This is a genomic window from Rhodoferax sp. GT1R46 (genome assembly GCF_056521285.1).
Map to the genome: position 1 here is coordinate 871,202 of NZ_JBWMBC010000001.1, position 19,755 is coordinate 890,956.

The following is a 19,755-nucleotide window of genomic DNA, read 5'->3' on the forward strand; positions in this document are numbered from 1 at the left end:
AAAGGCGAGCACCACATGGCCGAGAAAAAAGGCTCCTCCAGCGAAAAAACCCTGTATTGCTCTTTCTGCGGCAAGAGTCAGCATGAGGTCAAGAAATTGATCGCTGGCCCCTCTGTGTTCGTGTGCGATGAGTGTATTGAGCTTTGCAACGAAATCATCCGTGACGAGTTGCCGGCAACCACCGAAGGCAAAGACGCCAAGAGCGACTTGCCGACGCCATCGGAAATCAAGGGCAATCTGGATAGCTACGTGATTGGTCAGGAGCCCGCCAAACGGATCCTGGCGGTTGCCGTATACAACCACTACAAGCGTCTGCGCCATAAGGAAAAAGCCAAGAAGGACGAGATTGAGCTTGCCAAAAGCAATATTTTGCTGATTGGTCCGACCGGTTCAGGCAAGACGCTGCTGGCGCAAACGCTGGCGCGCATGCTGGATGTGCCTTTTGTCATGGCTGATGCCACGACGCTGACCGAAGCCGGTTATGTGGGAGAAGACGTTGAAAACATCGTTCTCAAATTGCTGCAGAGTTGCAACTACGAAGTGGAGCGCGCGCAGCGAGGCATCGTCTACATTGACGAGATCGACAAGATCTCCCGGAAATCGGATAACCCTTCCATCACCCGTGATGTGTCCGGTGAAGGGGTGCAGCAGGCGCTGCTCAAGCTGATTGAAGGCACCATGGCCAGCGTTCCACCCCAGGGTGGCCGCAAGCACCCGAACCAGGACTTTGTGCAGATTGACACGACCAACATCCTGTTCATTTGTGGCGGGGCATTTGCGGGGCTGGAAAAAGTCATCGAAGCCCGCACCCAGTCTTCTGGTATTGGCTTCGGAGCGAGTGTCAAAAGCAAGCAACAGCGCAGCCTGACCGATGTGTTCAAGGAAGTTGAGCCCGAAGATTTGATCAAGTTTGGTTTAATTCCCGAGCTGGTCGGCCGCATGCCGGTCGTCGCTGCCTTGGCAGAGCTTACGGAAGATGCATTGGTACAAATTCTCACCGAACCCAAAAATGCCTTGGTAAAGCAGTACACCAAGCTGCTGGCCATGGAGGGTGCGGAGCTTGAGATTCGACCTTCTGCGCTCAAGGCGATTGCAAAGAAGGCGCTGGCCCGTAAAACCGGTGCCCGTGGATTGCGTTCGATTCTGGAGCAATCCCTGATCGACACCATGTACGAATTGCCCAACACGGCCAACGTGGCAAAAGTCGTGGTGGACGAATCCACGATTGAAGAAAACAAACCGCCTCTGCTGGTGTATCGCGAAACCGCCAAGAAGGCGTGAGTTCAGAACGGCGCAAATGCCCGATTTGACGGGCTTTTGCGCTGGTTTAATTGATATTTATGATTTCAGCCGCTTTGATAATCGAAGCTGGCTTGAAATTCAAGCCTTACGGTCCATATTTAACAGGTAACTAAAAGGTATCCCATGTCTGGCCATACTCCTCTGCCTGCTACTCCTCTTGATTTGCCCTTGTTGCCTCTGCGCGACGTAGTGGTGTTCCCCCATATGGTGATTCCCCTATTTGTAGGGCGTCCCAAAAGCATCAAAGCGCTTGAAGCGGCGATGGAAGCTGAGCGCCGCATCATGTTGGTAGCCCAAAAAACGGCCGCAAAAGATGATCCTCTGGTGTCCGACATGTTCGATGTCGGTTGCGTTTCCACCATCCTGCAAATGCTGAAGCTGCCAGACGGTACCGTCAAGGTGCTGGTTGAGGGCCATCAGCGGGCACTCGTCAATAAAATTGAAGAGGGTGAGTCGCATTTCACTGCCAATGTGACCCCAATTGAAGCACCAATTGATACTTCCGAAAAAGGTCGCGGCAAAGCAAGCGAAGTGGAAGCCTTACGCCGTGCGGTCATGCAGCAGTTTGACCAGTACGTCAAACTGAACAAGAAGATCCCGCCGGAAATTTTGACATCCATTTCCAGCATTGATGATGCCGGTCGCCTGGCTGACACGATCGCAGCCCATTTGCCGTTGAAGCTCGATAGCAAGCAGGCGGTGTTGGGTCTGTCTAGCGTGAAGGAACGGCTCGAAAACCTGTTCGAACAGATCGAGCGCGAGGTCGACATCCTGAATGTGGACAAAAAGATCCGGGGGCGCGTCAAGCGCCAGATGGAGAAAAATCAGCGCGACTTCTATCTGAACGAGCAAGTCAAGGCGATCCAGAAGGAACTGGGCGAGGGCGAAGATGGTGCCGATATGGAGGAGATCGAGAAGAAGATCAAATCCGCGAAGATGCCGAAAGAGGCGCTTAAGAAGGCCGAGGCCGAGTTCAAGAAACTCAAGCTTATGTCGCCCATGTCTGCAGAAGCGACCGTGGTGCGCAATTACATCGACGTCCTTACCGGTTTGCCTTGGGCCGCCAAGACCAAGATCAAGCACAACCTGGCCAACGCGGAGGCTGTGCTCAATGAAGACCACTACGGGCTTGACAAGGTCAAAGACCGCATCCTGGAGTATCTGGCGGTTCAGCAACGTGTGGACAAAGTGAAGGCGCCGATACTGTGCCTGGTTGGGCCTCCTGGCGTTGGAAAGACGTCGCTGGGTCAGTCTATTGCCAAGGCGACCGGGCGCAAATATGTGCGCATGGCCTTGGGCGGCATGCGCGATGAGGCCGAAATTCGCGGCCACCGCCGCACCTACATTGGTGCCATGCCCGGCAAGGTGCTGCAGAGCCTCTCCAAAGTGGGCACGCGCAATCCGCTGTTTCTGCTCGACGAGATTGACAAGCTGGGAACCGACTTCCGTGGCGACCCAAGCAGTGCGCTGCTGGAGGTTCTGGATCCTGAGCAAAACCACAAGTTCGGCGACCACTATGTTGAGGTCGATTACGACCTGAGCGATGTCATGTTCGTGGCCACGTCCAATTCCATGAATATTCCGTCGGCCTTGCTGGACCGGATGGAGGTTATCCGTCTTTCGGGCTACACCGAAGACGAGAAGACCAATATCGCCATTACCTATTTGCTGCCGAAGCAAATGAAAAATAATGGTGTGAAGGACTCCGAGTTGTCGATCGGCGAGGATGCCGTGCGCGACATCGTTCGGTACTACACCCGCGAGGCTGGGGTTCGCTCGCTTGAGCGTGAGTTGTCAAAGATTTGCCGTAAGGTGGTCAAGGGCCTTCTGCTGAAGAAACTGGAACCGCAGGTCAAGGTTAACGCCGACAACCTGAATGACTATCTGGGTGTTCGTAAGTACACCTATGGTCGTGCCGAAGAGCAAAACCAGGTGGGGCAGGTCGTTGGATTGGCGTGGACCGAGGTGGGTGGTGATTTGCTGACCATTGAGGCTGCGCTGACGCCCGGAAAAGGTGTTATTACCCGCACGGGTTCTCTGGGCGATGTGATGAAAGAGTCCGTGGAGGCTGCACGCACCGTGGTGCGAAGCCGCTCGCGCCGACTGGGTATCAAGGATGAGGTGTTTGAGAAAAAGGACATTCACATCCACGTGCCAGATGGAGCAACACCCAAGGATGGTCCCAGTGCAGGGGCTGCCATGGCCACGGCCTTTGTGTCGGCCCTGACAGGCATCCCTGTCCGCGGTGACGTCGCCATGACCGGTGAAATTACCTTGCGCGGAGAAATAACCGAGATTGGCGGCTTGAAAGAAAAGCTCTTGGCGGCTTTGCGTGGGGGAATCAAGACGGTACTGATTCCCGAGGCCAATGCCAAGGATTTGCAGGACATTCCCGAGAACGTGAAGAATGGACTTGAGATCATCCCCGTTCGCTGGATAGACAAGGTACTTGAATTGGCGCTGGAATCGAAGCCTGTACCTCTGCCAGACGATGAAACAGTTGCGCCCGCAGCGGGATCTGCGGCGGTTCCTGCGGTAGAATTAGTGGATTCGATTAAGCATTGAATTGGGCCGTTTGAGTGGAATAAGATTTTTAAATCTTTGCATAAAGCCACAAAAACACGCTATAATTTGAGGCTTGAAACGCGGGAATAGCTCAGTTGGTAGAGCGCAACCTTGCCAAGGTTGAGGTCGAGAGTTCGAGACTCTTTTCCCGCTCCATATTTCAGGAAAAGGGAAGCTAAATGCTTCCCTTTTTCATTAGGTGAAACGCATCGGTTTCTTGTAGATGTAATTGTGATAGCAGTGGCGCGGTAGCAAAGCGGTTATGCCCCGGATTGCAAATCCGGTTAGCCCGGTTCGACTCCGGGCCGCGCCTCCAGATATTTTGGTTAGAAGTGCCCCGTCAACTTTCGCTGTCGGGGCATTTTTGTTCCACAATAGATCAAATGGCCCGAGTGGTGAAATAGGTAGACACATCGGACTTAAAATCCGCCGCTTCGTGAATAACGGGCGTACCGGTTCGATTCCGGTCTCGGGCACCAATCAGTAGTTTTAGATGGTCTCAGAAGCCCTCAAAACCCGCGTAGTTCATAGCTACAGCGGGGTTTTTGTTGCCTCAAGCAGTCTCGCGGGTCAACATGACATACCAGCACTTTGGCGGTACTTCTGTTGGTACTCGCACGATGCCAACAACTGGGATGGATCGGTGTTTACACGGAGGGTTTGCTGATGAGTTGGAGCCGAATGCATCCGTCTCGGCGCTTTTTTGTGTTGAATGAAATCGATTAAGGGTGAGACCCCAAGACTAGCTAGAAACCCGTCGCGCGTATGCGAGACGGGGGCATCAAAATCGTGCGTTTTGAGCGGTTACCCGCATACCCGACAGCCACTGCCGTGTTTACAATGAGTTGACAACTTATTGGGTACCAAAGATCCAACAAAGGGGTTACTTTGAAAAATGACGGTACTTTTGACGGTACTTTTTCAAATTAACTCCAGAGAACCGAGTATTCGTGTGGGCTGCAGCCTCCTTTGCGGTTCCGGTCTCGGCAAAATATGCCACGCTATAACGCTCCATTTGAAATCCACGTTCACGGACAGGTTCCATTGCGCGCAGATGTCCAGTTTGAACAGCTTCAGGATGCGCTCAAACCGATGTGGAAATATGCGGGTGCCCGCTCGTTGTCAGATGGCGCTGGAAGCTCATATGAGGACGAGCCAGGCATCAAGTTTGACGCACAGGAACATATTCTTCAAATGTGTTGGACCGTGGCGGGCGATCTCGACTTCCGTCAAACGCTGGATGAGGTCTGCATGAATCTCAATGAACTTGCGGACGCTGGCGCCGCCATTGAAGTGACGTTCTATGACGCAGATTTCGATGAGGAAGATGGCCCCCCGGGCGGTGAGTCGCGCGACGATTTCGTGATGCTATTTGTCGGGCCCGATCCAGCGGCCATCATGCAGGTTCAAAGAGACTTGCTGGTACAGGATGTCGTGAGTCTGATGGAGCGTCACTTTGACGGCGCCGAGTTGAGCGGGGTGGTTGGTGAAGTTGACAAGCTGTTTGCGCAACGATTTGATTTGCTGGTAAGTTCATTAGCTATTGGAAAACCCCCCAGCGGATCCGGTGGCAATCATGGTGGACATGGCGGAGGCCGCAAGCCGCGACATTTGCACTGATCCATTCACTCGTAAGTCACCATGCTGAAGAAAATTCACGTTGATCACCTCGCACTGGGCATGCACCTGAAGGAGTTTTGTGGCTCTTGGATGGAGCACCCGTTTTGGCGTAGTGGTTTTGTTATTGAAGACCCCAAGGATTTGCAGACGATTTGGGCTAGCAGCATTAAAGAGGTCTGGATTGACACCAGCAAGGGACAGGATGTTGCCCTTGGACAGACGGCAGTGTCTGAAGCAGAGTCCGATGCCCAGGTTGAAGCGGAACTCCAACTGGCTGTCAGCGAAAAGCGGCAGGTTGCACCTGTGTCAACTTCTGTTGAGCTGGAGCGAGCAGCAAAAATTTGTCTGCAATCCAAGCAGGCCGTGATTTCCATGTTCCAGGAGGCACGCATGGGAAAAGCGGTTGACACTGGCGGCGCCAAGCGTTTGGTGGAGGAAATAACTGACTCGGTAGCGCGAAATCCGGGAGCGTTAATCAGCTTGGCAAGACTGAAAACAGTGGACGATTACACCTACATGCACTCAGTTGCAGTGTGCGCCATGATGGTTGCACTGGCCAAACAGTTGGGTCTGGACGCGGAACAGACCCGATCTGCGGGCCTGTCTGGATTGATGCACGACCTTGGCAAGGCCATGATGCCGATGGACGTTCTGAATAAGCCGGGAAAATTGACGGATGCCGAATTCTCCATCATCAAGACGCATCCACAAGAAGGCCATCGCCTGCTGTTGACTGGAAGTGAACTTGATCCAATGGTTTTGGATGTTTGTCTGCACCATCATGAAAAAACCGATGGTTCTGGTTATCCCAAGGGACTCAAGGGCGACGAGATCAGTCTTTTTGCCAAGATGGGCGCAGTGTGTGATGTGTATGACGCCATCACTTCGAATCGACCCTACAAATCTGGCTGGGATCCGGCAGAGTCACTTCGCAAAATGGCCGAATGGGCCAATGGGCACTTCGATGGAAAAGTGTTTCAGGCCTTTGTGAAGAGCTTGGGCATATATCCCATCGGCTCGCTCGTTCGACTGACCTCAGGGCGCTTGGGGGTTGTGGTGGAGCAGACTGGAAAATCCCTGACCATGCCGATGGTCAAGGTGTTCTTTTCAACCAAATCGAATATGCGTATTGTTCCGGAGTTGGTGGACCTCTCGTACGCTGGCACCACTGAGAAAATTGTGAGCCGTGAGGATCCCGCCAAATGGAGATTTTCTGATCTCAACGAACTCTGGTCAGGATTGACCAAGTTTCATTAAAAAACACTGCCAGCCCACGTCTTGTATGGGCCTGTAGCTACAAAAAACGGAGCAACCAAGGTTGTTACCAAGTTGCTTCGAAGTTTTAACACCCGCGCGTAATCGGCATTTCGACCGGCTTGGGATTCACGGCGTACTTGCCCAGCTCCAGTTTGGCAATCGCGTTGCGGTGGACTTCATCCGGGCCATCCGCAAAGCGCAGGGTGCGGGCATTGGTATAGCTGTATGCCAGGGGGAAGTCGTCGCACATGCCTGCGCCACCGTGGACTTGCATGGCCCAGTCAATGACATCGCAGGCCATAGTCGGAGCGACAACTTTGATCATGGCAATCTCATTCTTTGCAAACTTGTTACCGCCAATGTCCATCATCCAGGCTGCCTTGAGCGTCAGCAGGCGGGCCATATCGATTTTGCAGCGGGCCTCAGCAATGCGTTCCTGTGTCACGGTTTGGGCCGCAATGGGCTTGCCAAATGCAATGCGCGATGAAGCACGTTTACACATCAATTCCAGAGCACGTTCAGCCAGTCCAATCAGGCGCATGCAATGGTGGATACGTCCAGGTCCAAGGCGTCCTTGTGCAATTTCAAAGCCGCGCCCCTCGCCTAGCAGAATATTGCTGACGGGCACGCGTACGTTCTCGAACAGTACCTCCATGTGTCCGTGTGGGGCGTCGTCGTAGCCGAAGACGTTGAGTGGTCGCACGACCTTAAGGCCTGGTGTATTGGCTGGAACCAGAACCATGCTTTGCTGTGAATGGCGCGCGGCTTCAGGATCTGTCTTGCCCATAGTGATGTAGATAGCGCAGCGGGGATCGCCTGCGCCAGATGTCCACCATTTACGGCCGTTGATGACATAGTCGTCACCTTGACGCTCAATTCGCGTCGCAATATTCGTTGCGTCGCTGGATGCGACTTCGGGTTCGGTCATTGCAAATGCCGAGCGGATCTTTCCTTCGAGCAAAGGCTTCAGCCAGCGAGCCTTGTTTTCTTCTGAACCGTAGCGGGCGATGGTTTCCATGTTGCCAGTGTCCGGTGCGGAGCAGTTGAATACTTCGCTGGACCACATGACGCGTCCCATGATTTCAGCAAGCGGAGCATATTCCTGGTTAGTCAGGCCGGCCCCGGCATAGCCAGAAGCTGCGGCGCTGTCTTCCGGGAGGAAGAGGTTCCACAAACCAAGTGCCTGCGCCTTGGGTTTGAGATTCTCGATGGTTTGCAACGGAGTCCAGCGCTTGCCTGCCGCCGTATTGGCCGCTATTTCAGCGTGGTAAGCACCCTCATTTGGGTAGATGTGCTCATCCATGAACTTCTGCAAGCGCGATTGAAGTTCTTTTGTCTTGGGGGAGTAGTCAAAATCCATGGGATCTCCGGTTGTGTTTATGTAATAAGGGGGGGGCAGGCTTTGCAGGCGAATTTCCAGGCCATTTGAGCCAAAGGGCGGGCGCCAGCTGCCGAGCTGACCGCTTGTGCGCTGGATGCAGTACCCGCCTCGACCCGCTTTGCGATGCCTTGGAGAATGGCCGCAATGCGGAACAGGTTGTAGGCGAGGTAAAAGTTCCAGTCCGCCTTGAGTTGCTCGGGTGTTGCAAGCCCCGTGCGTTCGCAGTACAGGCGAATGTATTCGTCTTCGCTTGGGATACCGAGGTCGGTCAGATTAAGACCACCGATACCACGAAAGGCACCGGGAGGAATGTGCCACGCCATGCAGTGGTAGCTGAAGTCTGCCAGCGGGTGGCCCAGGGTAGAAAGCTCCCAGTCCAGCACTGCAATCACGTGAGGCTTTTCAGCATCGAACATCAGGTTGTCCAGCCGGAAGTCACCGTGGACGATGCTGACCATGCTCTCGTCCCGCGCCATGACCGGAATATTTCGGGGAAGCCATTCCATTAATTGATCCATCTCTGGAATAGGCTGGGTAATGGATGCGGTGTATTGCTTGCTCCATCGGCCAATTTGCCGCTCAAAATAATTGCCTGGCTTGCCGTATCCGCTTAAACCGCGTTCAGCGAATTTCACCTTGTGCAGTGCCGAGATAACGCGGTTCATTTCGTTGTAAATGGCACCGCGCTGGGCGCGATCCATTCCGGGAAGAGACTGATCCCACAAGATTCTGCCCTGCATGAACTCCATCACATAGAAGGCACGCCCTATGACTGATTCGTCTTCGCAAAGACAGTACATGTGTGGAACCGGTACATCGGTGCCCTGCAGTCCTCCCATGACCGCAAATTCGCGCTCGACGGCATGGGCCGATGGCAACAGTTTGGCGACAGGTCCCGGCTTGGCACGCATGACGTAACTTTTGCCTGGCGTATTGAGTTTGTATGTCGGATTGGATTGTCCGCCCTTGAAAATCTCAGCTGTCAGCGGACCTGAAAATCCATCCAGGTTTTTTTCCAACCATGCGGTCAGCGCGTTCAGATCAAACGCATGCTGTTCGGTTACAGATCGCGTCCCTACAAAATGGTCAAAATCGCTCATGGAGTGTTCGTTCGGTGAAGTTCGGGGGCTTAGTTGTCAGATTCGATGATGTTCATTAACGCATTGCGATCGCGGATGACCAGGCCGCCTTGCTCGATGCGAATGGCGTTGTCACGTTCCATGGACTTCAGCTCCTGGTTGACTCGCTGGCGTGATGCTCCGAGTAGCTGAGCCAACTCTTCCTGCGCCAGCTGCAATCCAATGCGTACTTCGCTCGCGTCGCTGAGGGACGGCACGCCATAGCTGCGAACCAGGTGTAGAAGTTGTTTTGCCAGCCGTGCGCGCAAGGGCAGGGTATTGAGGTCTTCTACCAAGCCGTAGAGTTGGCGAATACGACGGGCGTGTAGTCTCAATAGGGCTTCGTACAACTCGGCGTGCACTGCCAGTATCTTTTTGAAATCGGCCTTGGCCACGCACAAAATGGTGCTGTCGCCATGTGCGTAGGCATCGTGGGTACGCCGGTCGCCATCGAATATCGAGACATCGCCAAACCAGATTCCCGGCTCCACATAGGTCAGTGTGACTTGTTTGCCCGAGATGGATGTGGAGCTCACCCGAACGGCTCCCTTCGCACAGGCAATCCACTCTTCCGGCGGTTCGCCACGGGCCGTTATCAGGTCCGCGTCTTTGTAGCGTTTGACGTATGCGCATCGAAGAATATCGTGTTTGAGAGATGGGGAAAGCGACGCAAACCAGCGACCGGAGTTGATCGCTGCGCGTTCCTCAATGGTAAGAATGGGTTCGTCCATGGCCTGTCTTTTGGGTGACTGTGTTCATCGGTTTCTATCTCGCCATTGTCCCCCTTGCGACCATCTCTCGCACAGGCATTTGTCGCCTGCGTGTCTGTACCTGTCAGGGCTCTTCGTGCAAAAGGCTCAGTCCGATGGCACCTCGCCTGCGCAACCAGGCGCTTGGACGATAGCGCGGATCGCCATAAACGGTCTGCATATTAAAAAGAACTTCCAGAATATTGGTGGGCCCGTACAGGTTGCCCATCGCCAGGGGGCCTTGCGGGTAACCCAAGCCCAATGTAACCGCCGTCTCCAGGTCACTTGGCGAGCAAATGGATTGCTGACACATATCCGATGCAATGTTGACGATGTTGGCGACCACCCGTTGGGTAACAAATCCGCCGCTATCACGAATGACGCTGACGGCTTTTCCGTCCCGGGCGAAAAGGGCGTGCGCTGCGTCACGCATGTCAATGCGTGTGGCTGGATTGGTTGCAATCACCCGCCTGCGACTGATTGCGTCGTCAACCAGCATGTCAATGCCGACCGTGCGTGCAGGGTCCAGACGTTCCACGACTGCAACGGTCGTTACGTCAAAGCCCAGGGGGGCTACCAGCGTCAAAGCATTTGGCGAGGGGGATTGACCGGTTTCAACTTGGGCGCCCAGATTCTTGAGGAGCTGCAGCAACTCGGCACGGCGCGCCGCTCTGGGGGATAGCCACACAGGAGGCAATTCTTCAACGACCGGAACCGCAGGCTCTGCTGAGATCTGGGCAATGCTATTGGTATATTTGTAGAACCCCTCGCCAACCTTGCGCCCCGTCAGACCACCAGCCAGTCGCTGTGCAGTGATGACGCTGGGCCGGTAACGCGGCTCTTCATAGTACTGGTGATAAATCGACTCCATGACGGGGTGCGAAACATCCAGACCAGTCAGGTCCATGAGTTCGAACGGGCCCAGCTTGAATCCTGCCTGGTCGCGCAAAATGCGGTCAATAGTCGCAAAGTCAGCTACTCCTTCCGAGGCGATACGAAGCGCCTCCGTACCGTAACCGCGCCCCGCATGGTTCACAATGAAACCTGGAGTGTCAAGCGCAGTTACGGGGGTATGACCCATTTGTCGGGCATATTGGGTCAGTCCATGGACGACAGCTGGGTCCGTTTTGAGTCCTGCAATAACCTCCACTACCTTCATCAGGGGAACTGGATTGAAGAAGTGAAAACCAGCCACCCGCTCAGGATGAAGCAGGCTTGCCGCAATGGCGGTGATGGACAACGAGGACGTATTAGTTGCCAAGACGGTAGTTGGTTCGACCAAGGTTTCCAATTCCTGGAGTAAGCGTGTTTTTATTTCCAGTCGCTCAACCACCGCTTCAATTACCAGATCGCAGCCGGCCAGTTCCGGCAGGGCCTGGGCGGTGCCCAGCCGGGTTGCATTTACCAAGGCTTCATCAGCGGTGATGCGCTGCTTCTCGCACAGCCGCTTCCATTGATCAATGATGTGCACCCGTGCAGTATCTGCCGCAGCTGTCTGCACATCGAAAAGCAGCACTTGACTGCCAGCCTGGGCTGCAATTTGGGCAATGCCGCGACCCATCGCTCCGGCGCCCACAATTCCGATTTTTTTGTAGTGTGGTTTCATCAGGCCATTATCACGCGACCCCGAATGGCGGCTGTTGTGTTCTGCATCGGGGGTTTGCCAGCATGGCTCTGAATGCGGTAGGCCGGGTATGCGAAAATAAACCGCATAAATGATGCCAGTTAAAAAACTAAAATTTTCGGCTTTGGGGGTTGCGCTCATTTGCTTTGCTACGGCCAGTTCGGCATTGACGATGGGCCGTGCCCGTGGCGTGGCGATTTTGGGGCGACCTTTCGATGTGTCGGTGCCGGTTCAGCTGGATTCCCAGGAAGATGCCGCAGCTCAGTGCTTCGAGGCTGATGTTTTTTATGGCGAGTCTCGGCAGAGTGGCAACATAGTGACAGTGATGCCTGGCGGCGGTGGACAAGCACAATCCGTTACTGTGAGAGTCGCTGCTAACGCCAGCGTGAATGAGCCGGTTGTTACCGTGTACTTGCGTGCCGTCTGCGGGCAGAAGTCCTCACGCAGCTATGTGCTTTTGGCAGACATGGTGACTGAACTGGCACCACTGCTGGAGGCGACCGCACCTTCTGTTCGGACGCCGGTAGCGTCAGCCGTTTCCGTGGGCGAGCTCATGCCAGTTCAGAAGTCTGCAGGAGGAATGTCAAGCAATGGCTCCAGACCCATCGTTGAGTCTCGCGTAAAACGTCCTGAGTTGAAATCTGAATCAAAGTTCAATTCACCGCAAAGTACGAAGGCTGCGGCAAGTTCACGACCGCGTTTGAAGCTGGCACTGATGGATTTGGGTCCGGAACGCGATCCAGCACTCAAAATCAGTGACGAACTGACAGTTCTTCCTGTGGAAGATCTTCAAAAGCGGGTGGAAGCCTTGGCCCTTTGGCGGTCGCTCAATGCCACACCGCAGGATATGCTGCGTGACGGTGCCCGTCTGCAGGCAATGGATGGAGAGATGAAGGGTCTGAGGGAGCAGACGGTGAAGAACCAGAAAGCCCTTTTAGATTTCGCGGGACGTCTTGAGCGCGCTGAAGCAGAGCGATATGCCAACCCACTGGTCTATGGGTTGATCACCTTGTTGGCGGCTTGCGGCTTGGGAATGGCGTATGCCTGGACTCGATGGCGTCGTCTAAATGGGGGTGATGCGCCCTGGTGGGGCGGTCAGGAGCCGGCAGGTGCAAATGGATTTTCTGAATTGGGTGGCGTTGATCGGAGGATTGGCGAGAGTCCAGACCTGATATCCGAAATGACCCGGGAGACGGTCTCGGCCGTATCTGAGGAGGCCTTTGCGCATACCCCCCCCATGCCCATTTCCGGAGGGGGTGAGGTTGATATTGACCTCCATTTGGGAGAGTCCGTTTTTTCGAAGCTGGAGCCTGTGTCGGCTTCTTTGGCGAGTGCGGCGCCCAAAAGCTCTCCAGAACGTGATTTTGCGAATAGCACCGGTGCAACCCTGCGGGCGATCAATACCCAGGAAATGCTGGACGTACGCCAACAGGCCGAGTTTTTCATGACACTGGGTCAGCATGAGGATGCCATCGCCGTACTCGAGAATTGCATCCGGGATAACGAAGAATCCAATCCCTTGGTGTTTCTGGATTTGTTGAAGATGCTGCACACATTGAGTCGCAAGGCTGAATATGACCGCTATCGTGATGGCTTCAATGCGCTCTTTACCGGGCATGTTCCATCTTTCAGTAATTTCTATCAGTCTGGAAATCCGCTGGAGGATTACCCTGATGTTTGTAGCCAAATAGCAGCGCTTTGGCCATCAAAGGAATCGGTGCATTTCATTGAGAATTGCCTGGTGCGGACACTGGAAAATTCGCAACAGGAATTTGACTTGGAGGCCTTCCGCGACCTGCTGTTGTTGCACAGCATTGCAGGCCGAATCGACTCTCTTTCGGACTCGGGTTTATTGCCTTTTAGCGCATCCAGAACCTTCGCCGTACCCACCACCGCCGTGCCGGTTGCCCCAGCAATGGCAATTGAGCAAGACAGAACGGCAGACCTCGACTTAGACTTGGATCTGTCGGAACCAGACGGCAATCTCATTGAGTTTGACAGTTCGGACTTTCCGGCAATGCCCCGGGTGCAGCCACCCAAGCCATGACAACCCTCTAACGGCGTACCTGCAGGGCGCCTGGGTTGATGATGTTCGTCGGGGTGCCCTTGATGAAGTTCGTAACGTTGTCGAATGCTGCGCCAAAGTACATCTCGTAGCTGTCTTGCTCGACATAACCAATGTGGGGGGTGCAGATGCAGTTCTCCAGCCTCAAAAGCGCATGCCCCTGCAATATGGGTTCAGTCTCGAAAACGTCTACTGCGGCCATGCCCGGGTGTCCGCGATTGAGTGCGCTGATCAATGTGTTGGTTTCAATCAGCTCAGCGCGCGAAGTGTTCACCAGAAGCGCAGTGTCCTTCATCAGCGCCAGATCCGCCGCCGTAACAATTTCCCTTGTTGTGTCGCTAAGGCGAAGGTGAAGTGACAAGACATCACAGTCTGCAAAGAATGCCTCGCGGCTTGGCGCCGCAGCATAGCCTTCCTGACTGGCCTTTTCCCGTGACTGCTCGCTGCCCCAGACAATGACTTGCATGCCGAATGCTTTTCCATATCCGGCCACTAGTTGACCGACTTTGCCATATCCCCATATCCCCAGCGTCCTGCCGCGCAAAACCGTACCCAGGCCAAAGTTGGCTGGCATGGACCCGGCCTTTAGTCCAGATTGCTGCCAGACGCCATGCTTCAGGTTACTGATGTATTGGGGAAGCCTTCGCATGGCCGCCATGATCAATGCCCATGTGAGCTCGGCAGGCGCGACCGGAGATCCTCCTCCCTCGGCTACTGCGATCCCACGTTCAGTGCAGGCCTGCACGTCGACGTGACTACCAATGCGTCCTGTTTGAGAAATCAGCTTGAGTTTGGGTAGTTTTTCGATTAACTGGCGGTTGATGTGCGTGCGTTCACGGATCAACACAATGATGTCGGCGTCCTTGAGTCGAATCGATAGTTGCGCCAGACCTTTCACCGTATTGGTGTGAACTTTTGCCGGGAAATTCTCCAGCTTCGATGCGCATTCCAGCTTGCGAACGGCATCTTGGTAGTCATCCAGAATCACAATATTCATGCGCTGATTGTGCCTCTTCAGACGACCAAAGACGCAGGGGGAAAACCGATGGCAATTCCCTGCCAGCGAAAATCCCCTGTTTCGCCTAATTCAGCGCTGATTCACAGGCTGCGAGTCGATCCAATTCTGCACACACATCGGCCATGCGACCCGATATGACCATCCGTCCCACGCAGGAGCGCGCCTGCCCGGATTCGACCACGCGAACTACGCGTAACGGTTTGAGTAAAGGGAGTTTTTGGCCGCTAGCCCTCGTCATTGTTACGCATGGCGCTATAAATTTAGGAGCGTAGGAGTGTTCCGCTTGAACTGGTCTGGCGGCCTGACGCCTCGCTGTAGATCTGTTCGAGGTCCACCAGCGCAGCAAACCTTGGATGGGCTCAAAACTACCTGGGCTGGCAAATAAAGCGATGTTCATAGAGTGCCTGTTTTGTGTGGGGGAATCACATGAGCATGGTGTTGCGGATGAGGCCCACTGCGAGACCTTCGATCTCGAAAGGCTCGCCGGGCTCCACCACAATGGTTTGATAATCCGGATTCTCCGGGTGCAGCTCGATCAGGTGCTTGTTGCGCCGGAAGCGCTTGACGGTGACCTCATCCCCGAGTCTGGCGACGATGATCTGCCCATTCTTTGCATCTTTGGTGGCTTGCACCGCCAGAAGATCGCCGTCCATGATGCCGGCATCGCGCATGGACATGCCGCGTACTTTCAACAGGTAATCGGGCTGATGCTTGAAAAGACTGTTTTCCACATAATAGGTCTGGTCAACGTGCTCTTGCGCAAGAATCGGCGAGCCGGCTGCTACCCTGCCTATCAGTGGCAATGCCAGTTGTGCCATACCAGGCAAAGAAAGGGAAAATTGCTTGCTACGGGACTCATTAATGGACCGAAGTGCGTCACTTTTGAGCCGAATGCCGCGAGATGTGCCGCTTACGAGTTCAATGACGCCCTTGCGTGCAAGGGCCTGCAGGTGCTCTTCTGCCGCATTGGCTGATTTGAAGCCGAGTTCAGAAGCAATCTCCGCACGCGTTGGTGGTGCACCCGTGCGTGAGATTGCAGTCTGAATCAGGTCCAGAATCTGTTGTTGGCGAGCGGTGAGTTTGGGGCTTTCAAGCATGCTGACTCCTTTTGTCTGGGCCGAGAGGGACTGTTGGTTCATACACACTGTTTCGGCATCCAGTAGCTGTATTTTTAACCAGTTTTAATTTGATTGCAAGCGGATCATCCAAATATGACGAAAAAGATTGTTTTTCTTGGTATGGGGGGCACGATTGCCGGCACGGCGAGCAGTGCTTTGGACAACGTTGGATACAAGGCGGCACAACTGAGCGTGGCGCAGCTACTGTTGGATATCTCTGGCATGGACATGGCGCTTGACGGCCATACGCTCGTATCCGAACAGGTGGCGCAGTTAAACAGCAAGGATATGGGCTGGGCTCATTGGTCCGCGCTGGCGCTTCGCGCGAGTTACTACCTTGCCCTGCCGGGCGTGGCCGGACTGGTGATCACGCATGGGACAGATACCTTGGAGGAAACGGCATATTTTTTGTCCTGCGTGTTGCCGGCCGATTTACTTGCTCTAAAGCCTGTAGTACTGACTTGCGCAATGCGTCCCGCGACGTCGTTGGCACCCGATGGACCCCAGAACATGCGAGACGCGGTCGTCGTGACGCGCGCAGAAGCGGCTCGGGGAGTACTCGTGGTTTGTGCTGGGACCATTCATTCAGCGCGTGACGTGCAGAAAGTTCATCCTTACCGGCCGGATGCCTTCGGGTCCGGCGACGCCGGGCCGCTGGGGTTTGTGGAGGAGGGTATTGTGCGCTGGATGCATCGCTGCCCCGAAAATGAGCCTGCCGGCCTGTTTACTGCTACCGAGCGCTTGCGCGATGCAGTTTGGCCACGGGTCGAGATCATCATGAGCTACGCGGGGGCTGTGGGCGCCACTGTGCGGGCTCTGTGCTCTGCGCCTGCGGGCGGGGCTGCGCCGGTGCGCGGCATCGTGGTAGCGGGCACCGGCAATGGCACGGTTCACGAAGATCTGGAGGTCGCTTTGATTGAGATGCAAAGTCAGGGTATTCAGGTCGTTCGGGCCTCCCGCTGTGCCTTCGGACGCGTGGTGGAGGGGGAATCGATGACCTCCGGGTTGCCGCATTCCAATGGCTTGCCGCCATTGAAAGCACGGGTTGCCCTGATGCTTGAATTGATGATGCAGGATGAAATTTGATGATTGCCTTGCATGAAAAAAGGCCGCTTGGAGCGGCCTTTGGTCTGGAGCAGATTGGCGCTACCCAGCCAATGCTTCGAAAACCCGGGCCGTAATGGCGTTCACGTCGCCCATGCCGCTGATCGCGCGGTATTTTGGCGCGGCAGCGGGATCTTTTGCCGCCCAATTCGAGTAGTACTCAACCAAGGGTCGCGTCTGAGCGCTATACACATCCAGGCGTTTCTTGACGGTTTCTTCCTTGTCGTCATCCCGCTGGATCAGGGGTTCTCCAGTCACGTCGTCCGCGCCAGGCACTTTGGGTGGGTTGAATTTGACGTGGTAGGTGCGTCCCGACGCGGGATGCGAGCGACGACCACCCATGCGCTCAATGATGGCCTCGAAAGGCACGTCGATCTCGACAACATAGTCCAGCGCAACACCGGCAGCCCGCATGGCGTCTGCCTGGGGCAGGGTACGCGGGAAACCGTCGAACAGGAAACCGTTGACGCAGTCAGGCTGGGTCAAACGCTCTTTGACCAGATTGATGATCAGGTCATCGCTGACCAGTCCACCCGACGCCATCACGGCTTTGGCTTCCAGTCCCAAAGGAGTACCCGCCTTGACGGCTGCACGTAGCATGTCGCCCGTGGAAATTTGTGGAATTCCGTACTTTTGGCAAATGAATGTGGCCTGGGTACCCTTACCAGCGCCTGGTGCGCCCAACAGAATCAGTCTCATGAATATCCTCAGTTTGAATGAATGCCTTATACGTCGATGGAGGAGCCGAGCAGGCGTGACTCCACGTGTGATTGCGCTCCAAGAATAGCATGGGAGCCCTGCCGGTTAACTTACAGGCAATGCACCGTTTGCGACGTAGAGAGCCCTGACGCGTTCGAGGTCCTGCGGCGTGTCAACACCCGGTCCCGGCGCGTGGCTGGAAACATGTACCGCGATCCGGTAGCCATGCCACAGTGCCCGCAACTGTTCGAGCGCCTCGGTAACCTCGATGGGCGCTTGAGTCAATTGAGGAAACAGACGCAAAAACCCGACGCGATAAGAATAGATGCCAATATGGCGCAATGGCGCGGGGCTAGGCAGGGATTGAATGCCGTCTGCAAAGCCATCGCGCCACCAGGCGATGGGTGCGCGGCTGAAATACAGTGCCAAGCCCGCCGCATCCAGCACGACCTTGACGACATTGGGGTTGAAAAAATCCGCAATAGTGTCGATAGCGTGGGCGGCCGTACCCATGCTGGCCTGCTGTTGCGCACGCAGTAAATCTGCCACCGCCTGAACCAGCGCCGGATCAATCAGAGGCTCGTCACCTTGAACGTTTACTACGATTTCGTCATCCCCCAGACCCAGAAGCTGGCTGGCTTCCGCCAAACGATCGCTGCCAGAGGGATGGTCGTTGCGCGTGAGAACAGCCTCGATACCATGATCCAGGCATGCATTAACAATCGCAGGGCTGTCACCCGCGACCACGACCCTGGTGGTAGCCGCCACGCCTGAGCGCACCCGCTGCGCGACGCGAACCACCATGGGTGCGCCTGCCAGATCGGCCAGAGGCTTGTTGGGCAGGCGAGTGGAGGCCAGGCGAGCAGGTATGAGTACGGTGTAGCCCATGTGTCTTGCTATAGGCCGAGTTCGTCGTCTGCGAGGGTGCGGGCCTCGTTCTCCAGCAGCACAGGGATGCCATCGCGCACGGGGTAGGCCAGACGGGCACTGCGCGAAATCAGCTCCTGCTTTTCTCGGTCGTATTCCAGAGAGCCCTTTGTCACCGGGCAAACGAGTAGTTCAAGTAGTCTTGTGTCCATGCACCGATGATAACTTTGCGGCGAGTTGCTCCGAGATGCATGCATCCAGCGCCTCGAAAAAGGCGGATTCAATGGTCAGCACGAGAGGAATAGCCAACGCGTCGGGCGCAAGCCGCCACAGTTTGGCTGCGTCTTTTTCTGTGCAAATGATGCTGTAGCCCCTGTCAATACTGCGTGGCAAGCTATCAAAAGCATAGTGATCTGTAAGTCCAACCGTTTGTACCAAAGGCAGATGGAGCGCGCGCAACATGGAAAAAAATGATTCTGGTTGCGCAATGCCTGCAACGGCCACCCATGGCGTGGCTCCTGGCCCGGTCAGGGTTGTCAATGGGAGGCTGGTGCCGTCACTGCGGACCGCAAATGGGGCAAGCGCGCGTTGCGCGAGGTAGCCTGCAAATGCGGGATGGCTTCCCGTGTGCAGAACGAAAAGTCGATCCCCACGTTGTCCTGCCTTCGCCACCGCGTGTCGGGGCCAGCCTTCACGCAGCGGTCCGGCGGGAAGAAGCCATCCATTGCCGATGCCGCGATCGTCAAACACACAAACCTCCAGGTCGCGGAAAAGCCCGTAATGCTGCAGGCCATCGTCACACAGAATGATTTCTGTTTCCGGGTACTTTGCCAGCAGCGCTGTGGCGGCTTCATGGCGGGTTCGACCCACAAATATCGGGACCCGGGTGGCGCGCTGGATCAACAGGGGCTCATCGCCGACGTCTTGTGGCAAAGAGTCGGGGCTGACTTCCCGGCAATCCGAATGGGTTCGCCCATAGCCGCGGGAGACCAGTCCCACCCGGTGGCCCCGAGCCTGGAGGTGGCGCAAGAGAGCGATGGCGGTAGGCGTTTTTCCGGCACCACCGGCAATCACATTTCCGACAACAATAACCAGTGCGTCAACTTGCCGGATCTTGAACCAACCCAAGCTGTACAGCTGACGGCGGAGCCAGATCATGGCACTGAAAACAAAGGAAATGGGCCATAGCAGGCAGGCCGTCAAACCTCGCCTGGTCCAAGCCCGCAGCAAGGCGCTTTGCAGCGCAGGCCGCAAAGCATGTGGCATGC

Annotated in this window: 16 protein-coding genes and 3 tRNA genes; 9 read left to right on the forward strand and 10 right to left on the reverse strand. The window is 55.3% G+C overall.

The genetic code is table 11. The features are described 5' to 3' along the window. Nucleotides 1-15: 15 nt before the first annotated feature. The 7 genes from clpX to AC097W_RS04075 all read left to right on the forward strand — a co-directional run bounded on the left by clpX (nucleotide 16) and on the right by AC097W_RS04075 (nucleotide 6,744). Nucleotides 16-1,281 (forward strand): ATP-dependent Clp protease ATP-binding subunit ClpX, encoded by a 1,266-nt coding sequence (gene clpX, locus AC097W_RS04045; RefSeq protein WP_479601023.1) that lies wholly within the window; start codon nucleotides 16-18, stop codon nucleotides 1,279-1,281. Between the two features lie 144 nt (nucleotides 1,282-1,425). Continuing rightward, nucleotides 1,426-3,867, forward strand: coding sequence for an endopeptidase La (lon, locus tag AC097W_RS04050; protein WP_479601024.1), 2,442 nt, complete (start codon nucleotides 1,426-1,428; stop codon nucleotides 3,865-3,867). An 80-nt stretch (nucleotides 3,868-3,947) separates the two neighbouring features. Beyond that, a tRNA-Gly gene (locus AC097W_RS04055) sits at nucleotides 3,948-4,023 on the forward strand. Nucleotides 4,024-4,109: 86 nt separating this feature from the next. Beyond that, a tRNA-Cys gene (locus AC097W_RS04060) sits at nucleotides 4,110-4,183 on the forward strand. Between the two features lie 70 nt (nucleotides 4,184-4,253). Further along, a tRNA-Leu gene (locus AC097W_RS04065) sits at nucleotides 4,254-4,346 on the forward strand. Nucleotides 4,347-4,860: 514 nt separating this feature from the next. After that, complete coding sequence (locus AC097W_RS04070) at nucleotides 4,861-5,487, forward strand: DUF6806 family protein (RefSeq protein ID WP_479601025.1); 627 nt, start codon at nucleotides 4,861-4,863, stop codon at nucleotides 5,485-5,487. Nucleotides 5,488-5,508: 21 nt separating this feature from the next. Continuing rightward, on the forward strand, nucleotides 5,509-6,744 hold the full coding sequence (locus AC097W_RS04075) for an HD-GYP domain-containing protein (protein ID WP_479601026.1): 1,236 nt from the start codon (nucleotides 5,509-5,511) through the stop codon (nucleotides 6,742-6,744). An 85-nt stretch (nucleotides 6,745-6,829) separates the two neighbouring features. Here the strand turns inward: AC097W_RS04075 and AC097W_RS04080 are convergent, their stop codons facing one another. The 4 genes from AC097W_RS04080 to AC097W_RS04095 form a co-directional block, all read right to left on the reverse strand. Continuing rightward, nucleotides 6,830-8,104 carry an acyl-CoA dehydrogenase family protein gene (locus tag AC097W_RS04080; protein ID WP_479601027.1) on the reverse strand — a complete coding sequence of 425 codons (1,275 nt, stop codon included), beginning with the start codon at nucleotides 8,102-8,104 and terminating at the stop codon, nucleotides 6,830-6,832. Between the two features lie 17 nt (nucleotides 8,105-8,121). Further along, the gene (locus AC097W_RS04085) at nucleotides 8,122-9,225 is read right to left on the reverse strand and encodes a phosphotransferase family protein (RefSeq protein ID WP_479601028.1); all 1,104 of its coding nucleotides are present in this window, start codon (nucleotides 9,223-9,225) and stop codon (nucleotides 8,122-8,124) included. Nucleotides 9,226-9,254: 29 nt separating this feature from the next. Beyond that, on the reverse strand, nucleotides 9,255-9,974 hold the full coding sequence (locus AC097W_RS04090) for a Crp/Fnr family transcriptional regulator (protein WP_479601029.1): 720 nt from the start codon (nucleotides 9,972-9,974) through the stop codon (nucleotides 9,255-9,257). A 103-nt stretch (nucleotides 9,975-10,077) separates the two neighbouring features. Further along, the gene (locus AC097W_RS04095) at nucleotides 10,078-11,598 is read right to left on the reverse strand and encodes a 3-hydroxyacyl-CoA dehydrogenase (protein WP_479601030.1); all 1,521 of its coding nucleotides are present in this window, start codon (nucleotides 11,596-11,598) and stop codon (nucleotides 10,078-10,080) included. 208 nt (nucleotides 11,599-11,806) lie between these two features. Between AC097W_RS04095 and AC097W_RS04100 the strand changes: the two genes are divergently transcribed. After that, entirely contained in the window at nucleotides 11,807-13,663 is a 1,857-nt protein-coding gene (locus AC097W_RS04100; RefSeq protein WP_479601031.1) for a hypothetical protein, read from the forward strand. Between the two features lie 7 nt (nucleotides 13,664-13,670). On the opposite strand, the gene AC097W_RS04105 is transcribed toward AC097W_RS04100, so the two are convergent. Together AC097W_RS04105 and lexA are read right to left on the reverse strand one after the other, a co-directional pair. Further along, nucleotides 13,671-14,678 carry a D-2-hydroxyacid dehydrogenase family protein gene (locus AC097W_RS04105; RefSeq protein WP_479601032.1) on the reverse strand — a complete coding sequence of 336 codons (1,008 nt, stop codon included), beginning with the start codon at nucleotides 14,676-14,678 and terminating at the stop codon, nucleotides 13,671-13,673. Between the two features lie 443 nt (nucleotides 14,679-15,121). Then, nucleotides 15,122-15,796, reverse strand: a complete 675-nt coding sequence (lexA, locus tag AC097W_RS04110; RefSeq protein ID WP_479601033.1) for a transcriptional repressor LexA — start codon at nucleotides 15,794-15,796, stop codon at nucleotides 15,122-15,124. 114 nt (nucleotides 15,797-15,910) lie between these two features. Between lexA and AC097W_RS04115 the strand changes: the two genes are divergently transcribed. Next, nucleotides 15,911-16,903: an asparaginase gene (locus AC097W_RS04115; RefSeq protein WP_479601034.1), complete on the forward strand. Its 993-nt coding sequence runs from the start codon at nucleotides 15,911-15,913 to the stop codon at nucleotides 16,901-16,903. 60 nt (nucleotides 16,904-16,963) lie between these two features. Here the strand turns inward: AC097W_RS04115 and adk are convergent, their stop codons facing one another. From adk to lpxK, 4 genes are all read right to left on the reverse strand, one after another. Then, entirely contained in the window at nucleotides 16,964-17,620 is a 657-nt protein-coding gene (adk, locus tag AC097W_RS04120) for an adenylate kinase (protein WP_479601035.1), read from the reverse strand. 105 nt (nucleotides 17,621-17,725) lie between these two features. Beyond that, a complete protein-coding gene (gene kdsB, locus AC097W_RS04125) occupies nucleotides 17,726-18,508 on the reverse strand; it encodes a 3-deoxy-manno-octulosonate cytidylyltransferase (RefSeq protein WP_479601036.1) in 783 nt (260 codons plus the stop codon). A gap of 8 nt (nucleotides 18,509-18,516) precedes the next feature. Then, nucleotides 18,517-18,699: a Trm112 family protein gene (locus AC097W_RS04130; protein WP_479601037.1), complete on the reverse strand. Its 183-nt coding sequence runs from the start codon at nucleotides 18,697-18,699 to the stop codon at nucleotides 18,517-18,519. Then, on the reverse strand, nucleotides 18,680-19,753 hold the full coding sequence (gene lpxK, locus AC097W_RS04135) for a tetraacyldisaccharide 4'-kinase (RefSeq protein ID WP_479601038.1): 1,074 nt from the start codon (nucleotides 19,751-19,753) through the stop codon (nucleotides 18,680-18,682). Before lpxK ends, AC097W_RS04130 begins: the two co-directional genes overlap by 20 nt. Nucleotides 19,754-19,755 lie beyond the last annotated feature (2 nt).